The sequence below is a fragment of the Bradyrhizobium sp. WD16 genome, from assembly GCF_024181725.1.
In the GTDB taxonomy this organism is placed as follows: Bacteria; Pseudomonadota; Alphaproteobacteria; order Rhizobiales; family Xanthobacteraceae; genus Bradyrhizobium_A.
Map to the genome: position 1 here is coordinate 24,410 of NZ_CP028908.1, position 20,744 is coordinate 45,153.

The window sequence follows — 20,744 nt, forward strand, 5'->3', positions numbered from 1 at the left end:
AAACTCGCCCGACGAGTGCAGTGCCGGCGACGCTCGCCAATGCGTTGTGCGCCGCTTCAGATCGGCCGCCTGATCCTGGCGCGTGGATCGTTCAATGGCCGATGACCATCTCCACATCGCACGACAACGCCGCCACCGCGGCGCGCGACGCAATCGATCGATTGCTGGCAGCGGGTGAACTGCGCCTCGGCGCGCGCCAGCGCGACCGGCTGGCCGCCTTGACGCGGATCTTCGGACCGGCCGTGCTGGTCGACCGCGGCGGCTTCGCGGCAAAAGGTGGCGTCGTCATCGTGGTCGAGCCGCCGACCGGTCCCGCCGCCGAACGCTTCTACCGCTCGCTCTCCTCCGGCATGGCTGTCGCCATCCCCTTCGGCGAAAATCCGGCCTTCGACTTTCTCAAGTCCAAGCTGACCGACTTCGGCACGGTGGCGCCGTGCGGACCGGAGGCCCCGCATGCGCTGTGGTGGGGCGGCCTCGGCTGGCCCTCGCTCGCCGGCCGGCTGCCCGGCGCGACGCCGCCGCCGCTAATCGTCTCCTGCTATCCCCGCGAGACCGGCGAGGCCGCGGCGCAGCACCTCGAACGCGCGGCGGCGCGGCTCGACCTGCCGGCGATGATCGCGCCGGTCGATGCCGTGCTCGGCGATCGCCTCCTCGCCTATGAGAAGGCCGACTTCATCCTCGGCGTCTGGCAGGCGCAGCGCCGGCCGCTGTTGTTCGTCGACACCGACGCCACCTTGATCGAGCCGCCGCTGCTGCCCTCCCGCCTCGACTGCGACCTCGCGCTCCACAAGTGGAACCGCTGGGAGATGTCGGCGCGGACGCTCTATGTCGGCGCGACCGAAACCGCCGGCGCTTTCCTGCGCAACTGGCGGCATCTTGCCGCCGCCTTTCCGGCGATCTGGGACGGCTACGCCCTCGACCAGGCCTGGAGCCTCACCTCCTCGCAGCAGCCGCTCGACACGGTGTGGCTGCCCCGCGCCTATCACGCGCCCGGTGGCGAATGGCCGGGCAGGACGATGCCGCACGGCGCGGTGATCGTTCATGATCTGCCGGACACAAACGCCGATCTCGGTCCCGCGAGCGATCTTGCCCCGATCCTGCGCGGCGCGCGGCGCGCCAGCCGCGTCGCAGGCCGCGAAACGCTGATCGCGCTGCGCGCGCCGGCGGAAACGGCAGCCGGCGTCACCGTGATCGTGCGCGGCATCGCCTCCGTCGCCGCGCGCCACCTCGCCGCCAGCATCGAGGCCGTGGCGCAGACCTTCGCCAACGATCCCGGCGAGTTCGACCGGCTCGAGATCGCGCTGTGCCCGTGGGATGACGACGCGGCCGCGACCGCCGCGGCCGCCGCAGCCGGCGGCCATCGGCTGATCGAGATCACGCCGCCGCATGCGGTCGCGAGCGACCTGTTCAGCGCGCGCGCGCAAACCCGGCCCGCCGCCGTCATCGCGCTGCCGCGGACCGGCGCCCGGCGCACGTCATGAGGACATCGCCCCCATGCTCAGGACCATCCTCCTCGTCACCGGCAACAGCAGCGAACAGGCCGTGCTCTCCGCCCTTCTGTCGGAGCACCATCCGGGGTTGATCCTGCGCGGCGCCACGACTGCGGACGAACTCGGCGACATCACGGAGGGCGATCTCGCCGACGCCCGCCTGATCGCCTTCAACGCGACCGTCGCGGTGCCCGCCGCCGTCATCGCCGCGCTCGGTCACGGCGCCTACGCCTTCGCTGCCGCCGCGGACGGCAGCGCCCTCGCCTATGCCCGCCTCGTCCCGCATGATGTCGCGTTCGACCCGGGCAAGCACACCCCGCTCAGCTATCCGCGCCTTGCCTATCTGTTCTGGTGCCTCGCCGAGGACCTCGCCACCCGTCCGGGGCCGCTGCACGGAACGCTCATCGATCTGGTGTCGCTGACCTCGCCGTCGTCGGGCGATCGCGGCGACGCCGTCCCGCAATCGTCGCCCCTCGTGCATGCGGCTCTGGCCGCGGCGGCGCCGCCACACCGGCTGCCGTGCTGATCGACCTCGTCGCCTCTCGGAGCATCCGCGGGGCGAGGTCGAAGACATCCGAACCCTGCGGCGCACCCCCTGTGAACGGCGTGCAAAGACGGCTAGTGTGGCGTCTCGCAATTGCCTACCGCCTTTGCGGCAAGTCCCTGTAGGCAATTGCGAGACATAAGCCGCACTAGCTTTTTGATTTTGCTAGTGTCCTGATGTCTCCGAATGACCGTGCACGCGTGAGGCAAATGGAGCGGTCATTCGGAGACAGGGCACTAGCGAAAACTCCCGGTTGCAGTACCATCGGCCAACCGAGCGAGGCTCGCATGGAACCGGCAGCACCAGCCATCGACGCGGCCGCCGCCGGCGAGAGCCCCACCGGCCCGGCAGTCGCCGGCCGCAACATCGTCGTCTTCTCCGACGGCACCGGCCAGCGCGGCGGGGTGTTCTTCGACGAGACCCGCACCAATATCTACAAGCTCTATCGCGCGGCGCGCTCGGCGCCGGACACCGCCATTCCGCCGGACAGGCAGCTCGCCTTCTACGACCCCGGCCTCGGCACCCAGCCGGAAGGCGGCTCCTTCACCGGCCCCTGGCGCATGGTCTACAACTACCTCAGCCAGGCGACCGGGCTCGGCCTCACCCACAACATCATCGACTGCTACGCCGCCATCATCCGGCTGTGGCGGCCGGGCGACCGCATCTTCCTGTTCGGCTTCAGCCGCGGCGCCTATACCGTGCGCTGCCTCGCCGCCGCGCTGTGCTATTGCGGCATCCCGACGCGAAACGGCCCCGGCGGGGAATTGAAGCGCGACGAGGCCTCGAGCCATGAACTCGCCAGCGAGGCGGTCAAGCGCGTCTATCAGCATGTCTCCTCGCCGCGCGACGTGCAGTTCTTCGGCCAGCGCCAGGCCCTTGCCGCGCGCTATCGCGAGCGCCACGCCTGCGCCGAGGGGCCCGACAGCTTCCCGTTCTTCATCGGCGTCTTCGACACCGTGGCCGCGCTGTCGAATTACGGCTCGCTGGCGGTGCTCGCCGGTCTCTATGCCGCCCTGGTCGCGGCGATCACCTACGGCGTCGGCCTGCTCGGCCACGACCGGGCGAGCTGGGCGCTGGGGCTCATCTTCGCCAGCCTGTGCATCGCGGGCGCGGCCTATGTCTACACCCACCTCAAATTCGCGTTCGGCCTGCCGGGGCATCACTGGTGGGAGACCGTGCATCTGACGACTTTCCGGCAGACATTCTACGATCAGTCGCTCGACGACCGCGTCGGCTATGCCCGCCACGCCATCTCGATCGACGAGCGGCGGGCCGACTTCAAGCGCGTGCGCTGGAACGAGCCCTACGAGATCTTCCGGGCCGGGATGGAGCGCTTCGAGCAGGTCTGGTTCGCCGGCAATCACGCCGATATCGGCGGCGGCTATCCGGAGAACGAAGCGCGCCTGTCCGACATCGCGCTGCAATGGATGGTCGACGCCGCCGCGACGAAGCTCGGGCGCGAGGGCCTGCTGGTCGACCCGTCGGTCCTGCAGCTCCATAGCGCCGCCGACGGCATGCAGCACGACGAGACGCGCAGCCTGCTGTTCCGTCTCGCCGGCACCTCGGACCGCGATCCGGTGCCCGAGGCGCCGCTGCACCCCACCGTGGTCACGCGCTTTGATCTGCCGGGCGTGCTGCAATACGACGTCGTCGCGCCCTATCGGCCGGAGGCGCTGCGCGGCCACCACCTCTTTTCCCCCGCCTACGACAATATTCCCTTGCCGCATCAGACCTGCTGGCAGCGCATCAAGGCGTCGCGCAAGGCCTGGCGCCACGCCCATTGCGACCATCCGCTGCGGGACCGGCTGGTCACGCTGTTGAAGGAGGCCCATATGGACCGCATCGTCTCCTGCCTGGCGCTGCTGTTTCTCATCGTCGCGGTGGCGAGCGGCGTCGCGATCCTCGGCGCTCAGGTCGTCGGCTGGCTGCAGAGCAGCGCCTGGCCGCCGGTGCCGCTGGAGCGCGCCGTCGGCTTCATCCGCCATGCCGGCGCCGGCTGGGCCGGCCTGCAGCAGCTTTATGACTGGCTGCTGGCGCTGCCGCTGTCGATCGTCTGCATCATCGTCGGCTTCATCGTGTTCTGGATCGGCGGGGTGATCTCGGCGCATCTCTATCGCCGCGCGGCGATCGCCCAGGACAAGACCGTGACCCCGGCGCAGACGCAGGCGTAAGGCGCCGGACCGTTGCGGCGGTAAAAGCCGCGCGCCGGATGCCGCCGGCTTGCCCCGGCGGGCTCCAAAAGATAAGGAGCCTCATCAACTTGCAGACTGGATCCCGAAGATATGACGCATCATGCTGTGATCATCGCCGGCGGCGGCATCGGCGGGCTGGCGACAGCCCTGACGCTCCACCAGATCGGCGTGCCCTGCCTCGTCGTCGAGGCGGTCCAGGAGATGCGCCCGCTCGGTGTCGGCATCAACCTGCAGCCCAACGCCGTGCGCGAGCTCGGTGATCTCGGCATCTCCGAGGCCGATCTCGACCGGGTCGGCGTGCCCGCCAGGGAATGGGCGCTGGTCGGGCTCAACGGCAACGACATCTATTCCGAGCCGCGCGGGCGCCTCGCCGGCTACGACTGGCCGCAATATGCGGTGCATCGTGGCCAATTCCACATGATGCTGCATGACAAGGTGGTGGAGCGCATCGGACCTGCCGCAGTCCGGCTGGGCAGCCGGGTGACCGGTTACCGGAAGAACGCCGACGGCGGCGTGACCGCGCTGATCGAACACGCCGACGGCGCGTCCTCCGAGGCGCACGGCGCGCTGCTGATCGGCGCCGACGGCATCCACTCGGCGGTCCGGGCGCAGATGCATCCCGCTCAGCCGCCGATCCACTGGGGCGGCGCGGTGATGTGGCGCGGCACGACGCTGGCAAAGCCGATCCGCACCGGCGCCTCCTTCGTCGGCCTCGGCACCCATCGCCAGCGCATGGTCATCTATCCGATCTCCCGTCCCGATCCGGCGACCGGCCTTGCGATGATCAACTGGATCGCCGAAGTGACCATGGACAACGCCGAGGGCTGGAAGCAGCGCGGCTGGTTCAGGCAGGTCGGCATCGACGACTTCATCCACCACTTCGACAACTGGACCTGGGACTGGCTCGACGTCCCGGCGCTGATCCGGCAGGCGGACAGCGCCTATGAAAACCCGATGATCGACCGCGATCCGGTGCCGACCTGGCAGGACGGGCCGGTGGCGCTGCTCGGCGATGCCGCCCATGCGATGTATCCGACCGGATCGAATGGCGCGAGCCAGGCGATCGTCGATGCGCGCGTGCTCGGCGCCGCCATGGTCGACCATGGCGCGACGCCGGAAGCCCTCGCCGCCTACGATGCGAAGCTCTGCGGCCCGGTCTCGCAGCTGATCCTGCGCAATCGCGGCGCCGGGCCGTTCGGCCTGCTCAACATCGTCGACGAGCGTTGCGGCGGAACCTTCGACAACATCGACGACGTGATTGCGCCGCAGGAGCGCGCCGAATTCATGGCCGGCTACAAGGCCGCCGCCGGCTTTGCCATCGACCAGCTCAACAAGGCCGCGCCGACGATTGCGCCCGGCGCGCGGGCGAGCGACCTGCAGGCGGTCTGACCGCGCCCAGACCGCGCCCGGCGAGGACCTTTCCCGCACGGCTCTCGTCGCGCCCTACGGCATTGAACTTTCACGCTCTTTTTGAGCGCCGTGGTCAATTCCAGGTTGAGCCAGATCAAGTCCGGACTTGATCGGCGGTCATATGGTCAATGCCAAAACACAGGCCGATAGCGCCTCGATGCAGGCCGGTCTCGTCCGACGGCCGTTCCATGATTGAATGAGGATCTCTTGTTGCGTGTGCCCGCCAGCATGGATTCGACGTCCCGGCAGTCCACCGAGCAGGATGTGCAATTCGAACAGATACGGATTCTGTTCGGCTTTCCCGCGGTGATCCTCGCCAACCTCGCAAGCGCGCCGGTCACCGCCACGTTTTTCCGTCCGATCTTCCCGAGCTGGGCGCTGCTGACCTGGCTGTCTCTCGTCGCGATCGTCGTCGCGGCGAGATTGTTGCTCTGGCGCCGGTTCACGCGCTCCGTCACGGCGATCGACAGCGCCAGGCGCTGGGCATACGGCTTCACGCTCGGCTCGTTCGCGACCGGCTGCTTGTGGGGCCTGCTCGCGACGGTGGTGCTCAGGACGGATGCCCCCGTCTATCATGTCTTCGCGTCATTCGTCGTCGGCGGCATGACGGCCGGGGCCGTCTTGCGCAACTCGGCCTTTCTGCCCGCATTTTACGGATTCGCCGCACCAACGCTGCTGCCGCTCGTCGTCACATTGTTCGTCAGGAATGCCCCCCTGTCGAATGTGATGGCCATTATGCTCTGTGTTCTGGCCGTCGTCCTGTTAATTCTCGGATACGACTACAATCAATTCATCATGCGCTATATCCGCCTCCAGCTTGACCAGACGAAAACGAACGCGGATCTGGCGCACACGGCGGCGGAATTGCAGCTGATGATCGCCGACCACGAGCAGGCTGCCGCGGCACTCATGGTGAGCAACCAGCGCCTCGCCGCGATCGGCGAGAGCGCCCAGGACGCCTTCGTCATCGCCGGCCCAAATGGAAGCATCACGTACTGGAATCCGGCGGCGGAGCGCATGTTCGGCTACGAGGCCGCAGAGATCATCGGGCGCGATGTCCACACCGTGCTGGCGCCGCAGCGTTATCATGCCAAGGCGCTCGACGGCCAGAAGCGCTTCGCCTCCACCGGAACGGGCGAGGTGGTCGGAAAGACCATGGCCTTGTCCGCGCTGCGCAAGGATGGGACGGAATTTCCCGCCGACATTTCCATTTCGGCAATGCGGCTCGGCGATGCCTGGCACAGCCTCGGGGTCGTGCGCGATACCACCGACCGGCGCCGCGCCGAAGCGGAACTGCGTGAGCGGGAGACCGAGCTCCGGGAGGCGCAGGCCCTGGCGCGCTTCGGCAGCTGGAGCTGGTCGCGGGACGAAGACATCTTCAAATGGTCGAACGAGCTCTACCGGATGTTCGGGCTAGATCCGGACGTGCCGCTGCCGACGATCGCGGAATTCGCAAACATCCTCTCGCCGGAAGGCTTCAAGCGGCAAGATGACGCGTTTGTACTCTGTAAAAAGACCGGCGCCCCCTTCGAAATCGACCTGGAGGCGTCGAGGGCCGACGGCACGACGATGTGGATCACGGTTCGCGGGCGGGCCGACCACGACGCTTCCGGACGGGTCTCGCGGATCTACGGCACGGTCCAGGACATTACTGCGCGCAAGCTTGCCGAGCAAAGCATCGCAAAATTGCACCAGCAGATGACCGCCAACGTCGCTGTGCTCAAGCAGCACGAGCAGGACATGACGACGATCGCGAAGCTGAGCGATATCCTGCAGTCGTGCCGCACCACCGGGGAGGCGTATCCGATCATCGCGGCGACGGCGAACCGACTGTTTCGCGACACCAGCGGCGCGCTGGCCATCGTCATCGAGGACACCAACGAGCTGGAAGCAGTCACCCAATGGGGCACCGATCAGGCGATATTGGCCCATTTCACGTTCGACGATTGCTGGGCGCTGCGAACGGGACAACGATACGAAGTCAGGGAGGCCGGCTCCACGGTCTGCAGCCATTTCAAGTCGCCGCCCTGCGGACCCTATGTCTGCCTGCCGCTCACCGTCCGCGGCGACACGACCGGACTGCTGCATGTCAATCTGCCGGCCGGGCAATCGTTCGATGAGGACATGTTCGTCCGGATGGCCAGCTTCGGCGACGTCGCCAAACTGTCGTTGTCCAACTCGAGGCTGCGGGAAACGCTGAGCGAGCAGGCGATCCGCGATCAGCTCACCACCCTGTTCAATCGCCACTACCTCGTGGAAACCCTGCCGCGCGAGATCCGTCGCGCCGAGCGGGACAACAGCTCGCTCTGTATCGCAATGCTGGACATCGATTACTTCAAGACCTTCAACGACACGCATGGCCACGATGCCGGCGACGCGCTCTTGAGAGAACTCGGCACGTATCTGCGCGCGTCTCTGCGCGCCGGCGACATCGCCTGCCGCTACGGCGGCGAGGAATTCCTGCTGGTGCTGCCCGAGTGCGGCATCGACGACGCCCGCAGGCGTCTTCAGCAGATCTGTCTCGATATCAGTCGAAAGACGGTCGTGTTCCACAGCCAGGATCTGCCGCGCGTGACGATCTCCGCCGGCCTCGCCGAGCTGAGCGAAGATCTTTCATCTCCCGACATGCTGATTGCAGCCGCCGACGATGCGCTCTATGCCGCCAAGCGGAACGGACGAAATCGCGTCGAGACCTACGCTGCCGACATGCAAAACGCCATCGCCCCGGTTCCGCCAGGCAACGTCGGCACGACGCACTGACACCCTGTTTCCACAGCTCGCCGCCCGGAAGTTTCCTCGAAGCGGCTGCATGCGCCGCGTCCGATGGCGGCTATGGCTCGCGCTGGATGATGCGATAGCTCGAATTCAGCAAGCCGAGGTTGTTGTTGATGGTCGGATTGTCCGGGTCGCGCCGAAGGGCCTGTTCGAATTTCGCCCGCGCCGCGGCGAGATTGCCGCGCAGCATATAGGAATAGCCCAGGTTATTGAGGACCTGGGTGGTCTCTCCACCGAGCCGGATCGCTTGCCGATAGGCCCGATCGGCGAGGTCGAATCGCCGGGTCCGATCATAGCTCGCGGCAAGACCGATCCATGCGGCGGCGTCTTTCGGCGCCTTCTCGACCGCGTCCTGAAAGTAGCGCTCCGCGAGCCCGTAATTGCCGCGATTGAGAAACTCCGTCCCCAGCCGCAACGGCTCGTCGGAGGGATAGTATTTGACGTCCTCGGGGTCCTGCACCACCGCGGTCGTTCTCGGCGCCGGCTCGACGACTTGCACGGGCACCGCTTCGCCGAGCGTTTCGCAGCCCGCCAGCGCGACCGCCAGCGGCCCAAGTGCCAAGAAGAGAAGGACACGCGACATCAGATTCCCAACAGCCGTCCAGGCCCGTGACGATGCCCGTCACACAACTTAAATCCCGGTCGCTTGCCGCACCTGCTATTGCCCGCCATAGCCGCCCATTCCGCCCCCGCCACCACCGGACGTGGAGCCGGACGCACCCGCGGTCGGCAGAATGACCGGAGCGAGGGTCGGCTGGGCCGCGCCCGCTCTGCGCGGATTCCGATAGCGCTGGATCGCGCTGACCATACGCTCGCCGTTGGCCGGGATACGCCGGTTGCCGACATAGCGCGGCCACGGATCGATGATGTGGGTGACCGCGTTCACGTCCCGCGCATCGCCGGCGCTGACCGAGATCGTGTCGAGCCGTTGAAAATAGCGTGCCATCTCGTCCAGGAACGGCTCGTCGGCGCGCGCCGCGCCGCCGTTCACGAGGATCGTCAGCAACGCCAATCCGACCATTGTCCTCATGTTGAGCTCCATATCCCGGCCCTCATGCTCATTTCGGCGGCAGCGGCATGATATAGCCGTAAGGCCCCTGCACTTCGCCTCCCGAGGTGACGTAGTCGTTATAGCGCTTACGGACTTCCGGCCGCCCCATCAGGAAGAGATCGACATCGTTGCCCGGCAGCTGCTTGTCGAACGGCGTCGCCAGAGCCTGTCCGGGAACGGCCGGCGCCGCCAGATGCGGCGTGACGATGACGACGAGTTCGGTCTCGTTCTGGTGATAGGCCGTGCTTCGGAACAAGGCTCCGAGCACGGGCACCGAGCCGATCCACGGCAGCTGCGACACGTCGCGAAGGTTATCCGACTGAAGCAGGCCGGCGATCGCGAAGCTCTGGCCGTCGCGCATTTCGATCGTCGTTCGCGCCTCGCGCTTGGTCAGGGACGGAACCGTGGTGCCGGAGATCGAGACGGCGTTGGTGTAATCCAGTTCGCTCACCGACGGCGTCAGCCTCAAGTTGATGACGCCGCTCGCCAGGACCGTCGGCACGAAGCTGAGCTGAACGCCGAACGGATGATATTCCGTCGTGATCAGCGGCGTCGCCCCCGCCGACGGTTGCACGGTCGGCACCGGGTATTCGCCGCCGGCGAGAAAACTTGCGGTGTCGCCGGACAAGGCGACGAGGTCCGGCTCCGCCAGCCGGCGGGCCAGGCCCTTCGACTCGAGCGCGGTGAGCAGGACGTCGACGCTGATCCCCTTGTTGGCGAGATTGAGCAACCCGACGCCGAACGGCTGCGACAGCGTGCTGCCGGCGAAGGTGCTGACCGTACTTAAGACGGGTAAACCGCCCGCCGTCGACGTCCCCGTGCCCTGAATGGTTCGGCCGGCCTGGGTGACGCTGCCCGTCCCGACATTGACGCCGCGGCTGCCGCCATCGCCGGCAAACCACTTGACGCCGAGGTCGCGTTCCGCCTGACGGCTGATTTCGATGAAACGAACCCGGAGAAGCACCTGCTGCGACGCAGCGATCCGCATCGCGTTCACGACATATCTGTCGGGCTCTTTGCCCTCCGGCGGCGTGACCATGCCCTTGGCGATCGTCATCGCCTTGTCGGCGTCCGCCGCATTGCGTGCTTCGCCGCTCAAGACGATCTGGTCGTTGTCGGCGGAGACCCGAATGCCCGGACTGTTGGTGCCGGTCCGAATCTTGTCCGCAATGATATTTGTGTCGATCGTCACCTGCACGTCGATGATGGCGACCACATGCTTGCTGCGATCAAACAGCGAAATGTTGGTGGTGCCCGACTTCTTCCCCTGAACATAGATGATCCGGTCGGACATCGGCAGGACGTCGGCAATATCCGGCGCCCCGACGACGGCCGAATCGAACGCAGCATCCACCCGGAAGGTCCGCGATTTGTTGCGGGTCACGACGATACGCCGCACCACCGTACCTTCATCCTGAATGCTGCTCTGCGATGGCGGACCGGCTGACGCTTTCGTCGCGCTGCAATACTCAACGAAGACGAAAGCTGTCGCGAAAACAAGCGACGCGATCAAGGCGCGCCGGGCGAACTGGATCGCTCGCGAGTCACGACCTCGAACGCAGTATGAAGGCGAAGACAACAACCGACGCACGGAACCGGGCATTCCCCACCCCCTGCTCCCGTAGATTTCATTTTCCCGAGACCGCCACTTTTTCAACCTGACCACCTGTCCATTGGTTGTCAAGCTCACGTCTAAGAGCCGGCATTTGCAGGCCATTCCGCTCAAACACGGTTGAGGCTCCCACGCCGCAGCACCATTTCCGTCTGTTGCGATGGAATCGCTTTGCCGAAATAATGCCCCTGGATGCAGCGGCAGCCGGCCTTGACCAGGAACTCGAGCTGCGCCGCGGTCTCGACGCCTTCGGCGACCGTCTCGATATTGAACTCGCGCGCCAGTCCGATCGTCGCGCGGACAATCGCGGCGCTGCCCCCGTCGTCGGGCAGGCCTCTGACGAACTGCTGGGCGATCTTGAGGCGGTGCACATGAAAGGCAAGCAGATACTCCAAGGAGGAGTATCCAGTTCCGAAGTCGTCAATGGCGACCCGCACGCCAAGGGCGCGCAGCCGTTCAATCGTATCGCCGCCCGCCTGACTCGTCTCCATCAGGATTGATTCGGTCAGCTCGAGCTCGATCGCTCCAGGATCGATACCGTTTTCGCGGAGCGCCGCGGCGAGGTCGCGCTCGAATTCGAACGGCGGGGCGAGTTGGACCGCCGACAGATTGAAGGAGGTGATCGGCGGCATGATGGCCATCGATCGCCACGTCCGAACCTGTCGGCAGACCTCGCCGAGCACCCAGCGTCCGAGCGGTACGATCAGCCCGCTCTTTTCCGCGGCGGCGATGAACTGACCCGGCAGCAGAAGTCCACGCCGCGGATGGTTCCAGCGTACCAGCGCCTCGAGGCCAGCGATGCGGCCGGACGGAATATCGACCTGCGGTTGATAATGGAGCTCGAACTCGTTGCGTTCGAGCGCGCTCCGCAATTCTCCAACCAACGTGACACGTTCGCGCACCATCAGATCCAATTCGGCGGAATGGAACCGATACTGGTTGCGACCGCCATCCTTGGCCTGGCGAAGCGCGAGGTCGGCTTCCCTGAACAGCTCTTCGGCATTTGGGACGCCGGGACGATAGATCGTGATGCCGATGCTGACCGTCACGTGGACCTCGCTGCCGAGGATCGAATACGGCCCGGCCACGCTGGACATGATCCTGGTGGCGAGAAGCGCGGCTTCGGCTGGATCGGTGAGCCCAGGCAGGAGAATTGCGAACTCGTCGCCGCTGAAGCGCGCAACGGAATCGCTTTTCCGGACGACACCCGTCAGGCGCAGTGCCAATGCCTTGAGCAGTTCATCGCCTTTTGAATGACCGAGCGTGTCGTTGACGTCCTTGAAGCGGTCGATATCCAGATAAAAGATGGCAAACGGCTCGGCGGTGCGCTTGCCAACGGCAAATGCCTGCGCCGCGAGCCCCATGAAGGCCTCCCGGTTCGGCAGCTCGGTGAGTGGATCCGTGTGCGCCTGATGCGCGAGCGCCAATTCCGCTCTCTTTCGGTCGTCGATGTCGATGAGGATGCCCTCGATCGCGAGCAGCCGCTCGTCCGTGTCATAGACGCCATGCATGCGGTTCTCGAACCAGAGATAGCGGCCATCGCTCGTACGAATGCGGTATTCGCCTCCCATCTGATGGGAATTACCACTGGAGACTATCGCGATATCGGACAACAGGCGCGGCCGATCGCGGGGATGGACACTCTCGAGATACAGCTCAGGCGCGTCCAGGAGCTCGTCCGGATCGTAACCGTAGCGTGTGACGTTGCGCGAGACATAGATCACCCCGTGGGGTGGCAACGGCTCCAGGCGGTAGAGGATAGCCGCGACATTCTCGATGATGCGCGCGGCGACGGCGATGTCGCCGAGGTCCGCCCCCGCATTCGCGGCGCCCGGACCGGCTGCGGCTTTCGATGGCGCCGCGTCTCGGCGCACCGCCAGAAACAGCAGAGCGGCAAGCGCCGCGCCGAACGCAATCGCCACGACGATCAGCGCCGAACCGCTCATCGCGGCAACGCCCGGCGGACTCCGCGACGACCGGCGATCGCAGGGACGATGCGATGAATGTTGCCAGCTTGCACCGATGAGCAGGCGCGCGCCATCCGCGGACCTCGTTCGACGACTTGATCTTCAGGAGGCAGGCAGGTCTGGATTGATGACAGCGGCCGCTCGCACCTGCGTTGACCTGCGTCAAAGCCACGGCTGGTGGACGTTGCGGGCTTAGACTGCACGGCAACTCGCCCGCACAGCCCGACCGGCAGCCGCAGCGGCGCACCTCGCGCACCGGTGCCGAGGGCACGTCGAGTTCCATTGATACAAGTCAAACCCGCATCCGTGGGGCCGATTACTGTATAGATAGAGTTATCGAGCACACGCTACCTCAAGTTCCTTCATCGCTCGCGTCGAGTCATTGGGAGAATTCACATGCGTAGGCTGGCATCAAAGGTTGCGGGATACCTGTCGATCGAATCGGAGAGGGGCGTCACCGCCATCGAGTATGGGTTGATCGCATCGTTGATCGCGGTCGCGATCATCGTTGCCGTCGCGCTCGTCGGCACGAACCTGGCCGCGATTTTCAACTACATCGCGGGAAAGCTGACTCCTCCCGCCTAGTGCGGGTGATCGCAGCTCGGTCGCATCGCGCGGGGCAGCTCCTGGGTTTGCGACGGAACCGATGTGCGCGACCCGCAAGCCTTTCGGGGCAGTCATGAGTGCGGCGATTTTGCCTGCAATCCTCTGGATCATCAGCATGGCCGCGCTCATTGCCGCCGCGATCGTCGACTTTCGACATCGCATCGTGCCCAATCGGATCGTGCTTGTGGTCGCGCTGTGCGGTGTCGGCCTCCGTCTCTGGTCCGAGCCCGGCGCGATCTGGCTGGCGCTGCTGACGGCCGCAATCATTGTCGTCGCACTCGGTCTTGTCGCCCGTCTGGGGTGGATCGGGGGCGGGGACGTCAAGCTGATCGGCGCCGTGAGCCTGCTTTTCCCATCGTCCGACATCGGCGCCTTGCTGCTGAATATCGCTGTCGCTGGAGGATTGATGGCGCTTGCTTACCTGGCGGTGCGGCCGGCGATTGTCCGCAAGCCTCGCCTGCACCTGGCGACGACGCCAGATCCCACCGCGGATGTGACAAAGAACTCCGCCCGACAACATGTCATCAGGTGGCGCGGCCATCTTTTCGACCGTGAGCGACTGCGCATCGCGGCACGCGGGCCGATGCCATACACGGTGGCCGTGCTGGGGGGAGTCGTCATTCGTCTCGTCAGCGAGGCTATCCAATGCTTGTCCGCAACCTCCTGCTTGCTCTAGGCGTCCTGGCGCTGATCGCCGGAATCGCGCTCGCCGCGATCTGGTTCACCCAGTCGGCGCCCCGTCCGGCCACGGAAGTCAAAGCGCCGCCGCCCGTCCGGCAAGCCATCCTGGTTGCGGCGCAGCCAATCCGCACCGGCACGTTGCTGCGAGCCGAGGACATGACCTCGCGCGACACGCGCCCCACCGAGCTTCGGCCCGGCAGTCTCATGCGTGGCCAGGAAGCGGAATTCGTGGGGGCCATCGCCCGGCGCGATCTTGGCGCCGGCGACCCGCTCATCGCCAGCGATTTCGTCAAACCCAGCGAGCGCGGTTTCCTGGCTGCCGTGCTGAAGCCTGGAACCCGGGCCATTTCGATCACGGTCGACGCGCCGCAGAGCTCGTCCGGCCTGATCCAGCCGGGCGACCGCGTCGATGTCATCCTCGTTCAGAGCCCGGCGCAGACCGCGGGGACCGCCGCCCGCAAGGATGTGGTGGCGGAAACGGTGCTGGTCGACGTGCGAGCCATCGCCGTCGATCAGTCGCTCACTGCCGAGGCACGAGGCGCGCAGGCAGAGCGGCGCCCCGGCGTCGCGCCAAGTATCGTGGAATCACGACTGCCCAAGACGGTAACGCTCGAGGTGACCCCGCGGCAGGCCGAGGTGCTGCTCGTTGCCGCTCAACTTGGCCAGCTCGGCCTGGCCGTACGCGCCCTTGAAGGTCCCGCCGCCGCCGCGCCGGCCGGCCCGACCACACCGACCTGGGGAACAGATGTATCGACGGCGCTCAGGCAATCGGGTGCCCGTCCGGGCGGACCGCCGCGCTCCTTTACCACGGGAAGCAGCATCGAGAAATCGATCCGAACCGTGCCACCGCCCGGAGCGATATTGAGGGCCCCCGCCACGACCGAGCCGAGCGGCAGTGCTCCCGTCGCGGCCCAGCCAAGCGGCAATATCGGAGCTCCCGACCAAACCGACGGAGATACCCAGTGAGCGACGTTGCCTCCCGCGGCGCCGACATTGCCGCCACCACGACCGCGGCGGTCTACGTATCCGACGAGAATTCCGTGGGCGTGATACGTCAGGCCTTCAATGATCTCGGGCTGACCAATGCCAAATTCACATTGGGCAACATCCGGACGGCCACGACCGAGATGGCCCGGCAGTCCTCTCCGCGGCTGCTCATCGTCGATATCAGCGACATCGACGACCCGGGGTCGCGCATCAGTGAACTCGCTCAGGTATGCGAGCCGGAAACTGCCGTGATCGTCATCGGCGAGGCCAACGACATCAGGCTCTACCGCGAATTGAGGACCGCCGGCGTCAGCGAATATTTCTACAAGCCGCTCGTCCGAAACGTCATGACCCACGCCTGCAATGTCGTTCTCAGCGGCGCCGAAAAGTCGCCCGGCCCCCGCGGCGGACGGCTCGTCTTCGTGCTGGGCGTACGCGGCGGTGTCGGGGCGACGACGATTGCGGTCTCGACCGCCTGGCATCTCGCCGAACAGCACAAGCGATGGACGATGCTGCTCGACCTCGACCTCAGCGCCGGGGATGCCGCCCTGCAGTTCGATGCAACGCCCGGCCGCGCATTGGCCGAATCCTTCGAGCGCCCCGAACGCGTCGACCAGTTGTTTCTCGAACGGGGCGTCGTCCACATCGCTCCCCGGCTCGACCTGCTTGCATCGCTGGAACCGCTTGAAAGCATGGTCGCGGTTCAGGAAACCGCCATGCTCTCGCTCGTCGATATGTTGCTGCGCCGTTATCGTTTCCTGTTCATCGACGTCCCGGCCATTTCGGCGCGCAAACTCAGTCAGGTGCTGCACTTGCCGAGCCTGTGCGTCCTGGTCAGCAACGGAAGCCTGACCTCCGCGCGCGACGTCGCGCGCTGGCGACAGCAAATTGGACCCAATACTCCCGAGCGCTCGACGATCCACGTCCTCAACCGGAGTGGATCCGCCGGCAGCCTGCCGGAAGCGGAATTCGTCCGGGCGGTCGGCAAGCCTCCCGATATCGTCATTCCCTACGACCGGGAGATCGGCGCAGCTTCGCTTCTCGGCATCAAGGGCCTCAAGAACTGCGCTGCGCTCAAGAGCGCCCTGGCGCCGCTCGTGAGCCAGTTGACCGGGGACGTCGCCGTCCCGACCCGTTCATTCCTCAGCCGCCTGTTTGGATAACCCATGTCCTCATTCGGAAAAAAAGGTGAGCTGCCGCTGACCGAGGAAGACACCGTTCCTCCCCCGTCCTTGCTGGTGCCGCAACCGCCTGCGCGGGCCCGCCCCGAACCGGAGACCCTTCGACCGGGAACGACCACCAGCGATGCCATTCACGAGCAAGTCCTGCAGAAAATCGAACCCGGCGTCGCAGTGCAACTCACCCGCGAGGAGCTGACGACCCGTGTTCAACACATGGTCGCGCAAATCGCCAGCGAGCAGCGCTTGACGCTGAACCAGCAAGAGCAGGACACCCTCGCGGTCCATATCGTCGACGAGATGGTCGGGCTCGGGCCGCTCGAACCGCTTCTCCGGGACACATCGGTCTCCGACATCCTCGTCAACGGCCCCTTCATGATCTACGTCGAGCGCCGGGGCAAGCTGGAGCTGGTCAAGCTGCAATTTCGCAACGACGCCCACGTCCTGCATGTCGCGCAGCGCATCGCGTCGTCCATCGGGCGGCGCGTCGATGGATCGAGTCCGATGCTTGACGCGCGCCTCGCCGACGGCAGCCGGGTCAACGTCATCATCGCACCGTTGAGCCTCAGGGGAACCTGCGTGTCGATCCGCAAATTTTCGCGCAACATCGTCGAATTCTCGAAATTCACCGAACTCGGGACCGTGTCGAGCGAACTCGCCCGCGCGCTCGAGATCTGCTCTCGCTGCCGCCTCAACATCATCATCTCCGGCGGCACCGGCTCGGGCAAGACCACGGTGCTCAACGCGCTGTCGGGCATGATCGATCCGGGCGAGCGCATCATCACCATCGAGGACGCGGTCGAGCTGCAACTGCAGCAGCCTCACGTCATCCAACTCGAGACACGTCCGCCCAACATCGAGGGCCACGGTGAAGTCACCCAGCGCGACCTGATGAAGAATTGCCTGCGCATGCGGCCCGACCGCATCATCCTCGGCGAGGTCCGAGGCGGCGAGGCGTTCGACATGATGCAGGCCATGAACACCGGCCACAGCGGCTCGATGTCGACGATCCACGCCAACTCGGCCCGCGACGCGCTGGCGCGCATCGAGAACATGATCCTGATGGCCAACGCCAATCTTCCGTTACGTGCGATCCGCGGACAGATCGTCAGCGCCATCGACCTCCTGGTTCACACCGAACGCATGCGCGACGGCGTTCGCCGGGTCGTTGAGGTCGCCTATGTGGCCGGGCTGGAGGCGGAGACGATCTCCCTGGGGACCCTGTTCCAGTTCAAATTCCTTGGCGAGAACCCCGACGGCACTCTTCGCGGCACATTCAAGGCGTCACCGGCGCGGCCGCGTTTCCTGGGGCGGATGGAATATTTCGGCCTGGCTCAGGCCTTCCTGGATACGCTCGGTACCCGTAGCGAAAACCTAGAGGAACGGGAACGCTGATCGCATGCTCCAGCTTCAGATTGGCTTTGTTCTGCTATTGATCGTGAGCAGCTGCCTTCTGATCGTCGCCTACAGAATGGGGCGGTCGGACCGGTCGAGCCTGGCCCATCGCGTCGACCTGATCGCCATCACGGCTCCGGTCGCCGCCGCCGAGACTGTCACCGCGCCGCCGCGGACCAGGCCACCGGGGTGGATCGACGAGGCGACGCGGCGATTATTTTGCGTCGGCCTGCCCTATCGCTGGGGCATGCGGAGCGGCGGGGGCAAGATATTGGCGTTGGCGACGGTCGCCGCCGCCGTCGTCGGACTGCTGGCTTACCGCGCCCTCGGCCATTCCTCCCCGCTGGCAATTGCGCTCGCAGCGCTGGCCTTTGCGCTGGTTCCCCGCCAGATCCTGAAGCGCGAGCAGGCGCAGGCCGAGCGTCAGTTCATGGATCTGTTTCCCAACGCCATCGACATGATCGTCCGCATGCTGCGATCGGGCCTGCCGATCGTCTCGGCGATGCGTGTGGTCGCCACCGAATCGCCGCCGCCGTTCAGCACGGTCTTTGCCCTGATCGCCGAACAGGTCGACGTCGGCGTGCCCTTCGAAAAGGCACTCGACATGGTGAGCGAGCGGCTCGGCATTCAGGAATTGCGGTTCTTTTCGGTCGCGGTGACGCTGCAGTATACGACGGGCGGCAATCTCGCGGCGACGCTGGACATTCTCGCCGATGTCATCCGCAAGCGACGCGCCGTGCGCCTCAAGGCGATTGCGGCGACGGCGGAAGTGCGGATCTCGACTTACGTCCTCGGTGGGATGCCGATTCTGACAATCGTAGCCCTCATGGTCCTTAATCCCTCCTATGTCGCGCCGCTGCTGTACGATCCTCGCGGAAAGTTCGTCGTCGGCGCGGCCGTGGGGCTGCTCTCGACCGGGATCTTTATCATGCGCAGACTGATGCGCAGGGTGACGGAGGCTTAGTGTCCTGTTTCCAACGTTCGTATGCCATTGCAGCAGGCGCTCATACGAACGTTGGAAACAAGGGGACACTAGCATCATTATGATTCTAGTGTGGTTTTGGATCTGACGCTCGTTCGAAGAACTCGCTGCAATACTGAAACGAGCGTCAGATCCACCACACTAGTGTCCCGTCTCCGAATTACCGCTACGTTTGCCTCGCGCTCGCACGGTAATTCGGAGACATAGGGACACTAGCAAAATCAAAATGCTAGTGTGGCTTATGTCTCGCAATTGCCTACAGGGGCTTGCCGCAAAGGGCATAGGCAATTGCGAGACGCCACACTAGCTAAATGAAAGTTCTAGTGTGGCTTATGTCTCGCAATTGCCTACGAGAGGCTTGCCGCAAAGGTGGTAGGCAATTGCGAGACGCCACACTAGTGCCCGCTTTCCGAAGTTCATCTGGCTTTGACGCGCTCCCTCCTGCGAACAGTCTCGCTCTGGGCCGCTCTGGCCGAACCAAGGTGTGAGATCAGATGTCGACATCGTTCACCCTGGCGCCGGCGCTGCTGGCGATCTTCGCGGCGATCGCGCTCGCCGTCAGCGGCGCGATCCTGATCGCATCGAGCATTCGCATCGGCCGCGAAGCGATCGCGCGGCGCATCGATCTGGTCAAAATCCCCGAGACGGTCGCGCCAGCGCCAAAAGCTGGCTCTCTGGAGAAGGAGAAACGACCGGCCAGCTTGCGCCGGCTCGGCCTCTCCGAGCGCGATCAGATCGAGGTGATCCGACGAGCGGCCATGCTCGGCATTCCCGCGACTTACGCGGCATCGGCCTTCATCGTGAGCAGGATCGCCACCGCGATCGGTCTCGCTCTGCTTTTGTTTCTTGCGGTGAGACATTTCGGCTCGTCATCGTATTTCGCAGTCGGCGCGTTCGTTGCCGTCGTGATCGGCCTCGCCGTGGGGTGGCTGCTTCCGGCCATCCTGATCCAGATGAGTGCGACGCGGCGGGCCAAAGCCGTCGCCGCCTCGATGCCCGAAGCTCTGGATCTGATGGTGGTGTGCGTGGATGCCGGTCTTTCGCTCGAGAATGCGCTGGTTCGTGTGGTGAACGAACTCAGGCATTCCCGGCCGGCATTGGCGGAGGAGCTGGCGATCACGTCGGCGGACATGCAGATTCTGCCGAGCCGGGACGAGGCGCTGACGCGCCTGGCGGACCGCGTCGAGCTGCCGAGCATCAGATCGGTCGTCACGACGCTGGGCCAGTCGCTGCGCTACGGTACGCCACTTGCCCAGGCGCTCCGCGTGATCGCCGCGGAAATGCGCGCGGACGCCTTGATCCAGCTGGAAGAACGCGCCAATCAGCTCCCTGCCCTTCTGACCGTGCCGATGATGTTGTTCATCATGCCGACCATATTTCTGGTCGTCGGCGGCCCCGCCGCCCTGCAGCTCATCGACGCGTTCTCGCGGCGCTGAGGCACTTGCCGCTCAGGCCGGCGGCTTAAACGGATAGCATGAGGTCGCCCTGAGCTGGATGGTCTTCCAGGGCGGCGCGACCATTCGGAACATGATGCTGTCGAAGGCATAGCTCGCCTGAACCTGCATCCCGCACGCCGGATTGCTGACCGAAAACGCGGACACCGCGACGTTCAGTCCCCACGATGCGGCCACGGCGTAATTCTGGGTTGCCGCGACGGTCGCGCAGGTCACGGCGGTCGGAACGGCGGCGCTGATCGCCGCGCAGCGCGCGGCGGCTTCGGCCGCCCTGGAAATCGTCGCGTAGGTCCAGAGCAACCGCCCGGTATCGATGATGCCGAGCACAAACATCAGGAGCACGGGCAGCACGATCGCGTACTCGATCGCGGCGGCCCCGCGGCGGCGAACGATCGATCGACGTCGAGATCTGCGCATCAT

The 20,744-nt window shown here is 65.5% G+C and carries 18 protein-coding genes; 12 read left to right on the top strand and 6 right to left on the bottom strand.

The features are described 5' to 3' along the window. Positions 1-101: 101 nt before the first annotated feature. From DB459_RS00120 to DB459_RS00140, 5 genes are all read left to right on the top strand, one after another. The gene (locus DB459_RS00120; RefSeq protein ID WP_253710581.1) at positions 102-1,481 is read left to right on the top strand and encodes a hypothetical protein; all 1,380 of its coding nucleotides are present in this window, start codon (positions 102-104) and stop codon (positions 1,479-1,481) included. A 13-nt stretch (positions 1,482-1,494) separates the two neighbouring features. Next, positions 1,495-2,016: a hypothetical protein gene (locus DB459_RS00125; protein WP_253710583.1), complete on the top strand. Its 522-nt coding sequence runs from the start codon at positions 1,495-1,497 to the stop codon at positions 2,014-2,016. Positions 2,017-2,321: 305 nt separating this feature from the next. Continuing rightward, complete coding sequence (locus DB459_RS00130; RefSeq protein ID WP_253710585.1) at positions 2,322-4,205, top strand: DUF2235 domain-containing protein; 1,884 nt, start codon at positions 2,322-2,324, stop codon at positions 4,203-4,205. Positions 4,206-4,316: 111 nt separating this feature from the next. Next, positions 4,317-5,615 (top strand): flavin-dependent oxidoreductase, encoded by a 1,299-nt coding sequence (locus DB459_RS00135; RefSeq protein WP_253710587.1) that lies wholly within the window; start codon positions 4,317-4,319, stop codon positions 5,613-5,615. Positions 5,616-5,852: 237 nt separating this feature from the next. After that, on the top strand, positions 5,853-8,396 hold the full coding sequence (locus DB459_RS00140; protein ID WP_253713719.1) for a sensor domain-containing diguanylate cyclase: 2,544 nt from the start codon (positions 5,853-5,855) through the stop codon (positions 8,394-8,396). 70 nt (positions 8,397-8,466) lie between these two features. Here DB459_RS00140 and DB459_RS00145 read toward each other — a convergent pair whose 3' ends face one another. From DB459_RS00145 to DB459_RS00160, 4 genes are all read right to left on the bottom strand, one after another. After that, positions 8,467-8,994 carry a tetratricopeptide repeat protein gene (locus tag DB459_RS00145; protein ID WP_253710589.1) on the bottom strand — a complete coding sequence of 176 codons (528 nt, stop codon included), beginning with the start codon at positions 8,992-8,994 and terminating at the stop codon, positions 8,467-8,469. A gap of 75 nt (positions 8,995-9,069) precedes the next feature. Then, the gene (locus DB459_RS00150) at positions 9,070-9,453 is read right to left on the bottom strand and encodes a hypothetical protein (RefSeq protein WP_253710591.1); all 384 of its coding nucleotides are present in this window, start codon (positions 9,451-9,453) and stop codon (positions 9,070-9,072) included. Positions 9,454-9,469: 16 nt separating this feature from the next. Then, on the bottom strand, positions 9,470-10,864 hold the full coding sequence (locus DB459_RS00155; RefSeq protein ID WP_253710593.1) for a type II and III secretion system protein family protein: 1,395 nt from the start codon (positions 10,862-10,864) through the stop codon (positions 9,470-9,472). Positions 10,865-11,184: 320 nt separating this feature from the next. Next, a complete protein-coding gene (locus DB459_RS00160; protein WP_253710596.1) occupies positions 11,185-13,020 on the bottom strand; it encodes a bifunctional diguanylate cyclase/phosphodiesterase in 1,836 nt (611 codons plus the stop codon). A gap of 417 nt (positions 13,021-13,437) precedes the next feature. On the opposite strand from DB459_RS00160, the gene DB459_RS00165 reads away from it, so the two are divergent. The 6 genes from DB459_RS00165 to DB459_RS00190 all read left to right on the top strand — a co-directional run bounded on the left by DB459_RS00165 (position 13,438) and on the right by DB459_RS00190 (position 18,852). Next, on the top strand, positions 13,438-13,626 hold the full coding sequence (locus DB459_RS00165) for a Flp family type IVb pilin (protein ID WP_253710598.1): 189 nt from the start codon (positions 13,438-13,440) through the stop codon (positions 13,624-13,626). Between the two features lie 94 nt (positions 13,627-13,720). Beyond that, positions 13,721-14,323 (top strand): prepilin peptidase, encoded by a 603-nt coding sequence (locus DB459_RS00170; protein ID WP_253710600.1) that lies wholly within the window; start codon positions 13,721-13,723, stop codon positions 14,321-14,323. Then, on the top strand, positions 14,293-15,294 hold the full coding sequence (gene cpaB, locus DB459_RS00175) for a Flp pilus assembly protein CpaB (RefSeq protein ID WP_253710602.1): 1,002 nt from the start codon (positions 14,293-14,295) through the stop codon (positions 15,292-15,294). Before DB459_RS00170 ends, cpaB begins: the two co-directional genes overlap by 31 nt. Beyond that, positions 15,291-16,478, top strand: a complete 1,188-nt coding sequence (locus DB459_RS00180; RefSeq protein WP_253710604.1) for a cellulose synthase operon protein YhjQ/BcsQ — start codon at positions 15,291-15,293, stop codon at positions 16,476-16,478. Before cpaB ends, DB459_RS00180 begins: the two co-directional genes overlap by 4 nt. Positions 16,479-16,481: 3 nt before the next feature. Then, entirely contained in the window at positions 16,482-17,888 is a 1,407-nt protein-coding gene (locus DB459_RS00185) for a CpaF family protein (RefSeq protein ID WP_253710606.1), read from the top strand. Between the two features lie 43 nt (positions 17,889-17,931). Continuing rightward, complete coding sequence (locus DB459_RS00190) at positions 17,932-18,852, top strand: type II secretion system F family protein (protein ID WP_253710609.1); 921 nt, start codon at positions 17,932-17,934, stop codon at positions 18,850-18,852. Positions 18,853-19,360: 508 nt separating this feature from the next. On the opposite strand, the gene DB459_RS27305 is transcribed toward DB459_RS00190, so the two are convergent. After that, on the bottom strand, positions 19,361-19,492 hold the full coding sequence (locus DB459_RS27305) for a hypothetical protein (protein ID WP_256519242.1): 132 nt from the start codon (positions 19,490-19,492) through the stop codon (positions 19,361-19,363). Positions 19,493-19,571: 79 nt separating this feature from the next. Between DB459_RS27305 and DB459_RS00195 the strand changes: the two genes are divergently transcribed. After that, complete coding sequence (locus DB459_RS00195; protein WP_253710611.1) at positions 19,572-20,306, top strand: type II secretion system F family protein; 735 nt, start codon at positions 19,572-19,574, stop codon at positions 20,304-20,306. 12 nt (positions 20,307-20,318) lie between these two features. On the opposite strand, the gene DB459_RS00200 is transcribed toward DB459_RS00195, so the two are convergent. Next, entirely contained in the window at positions 20,319-20,744 is a 426-nt protein-coding gene (locus DB459_RS00200; protein ID WP_371926833.1) for a TadE family protein, read from the bottom strand.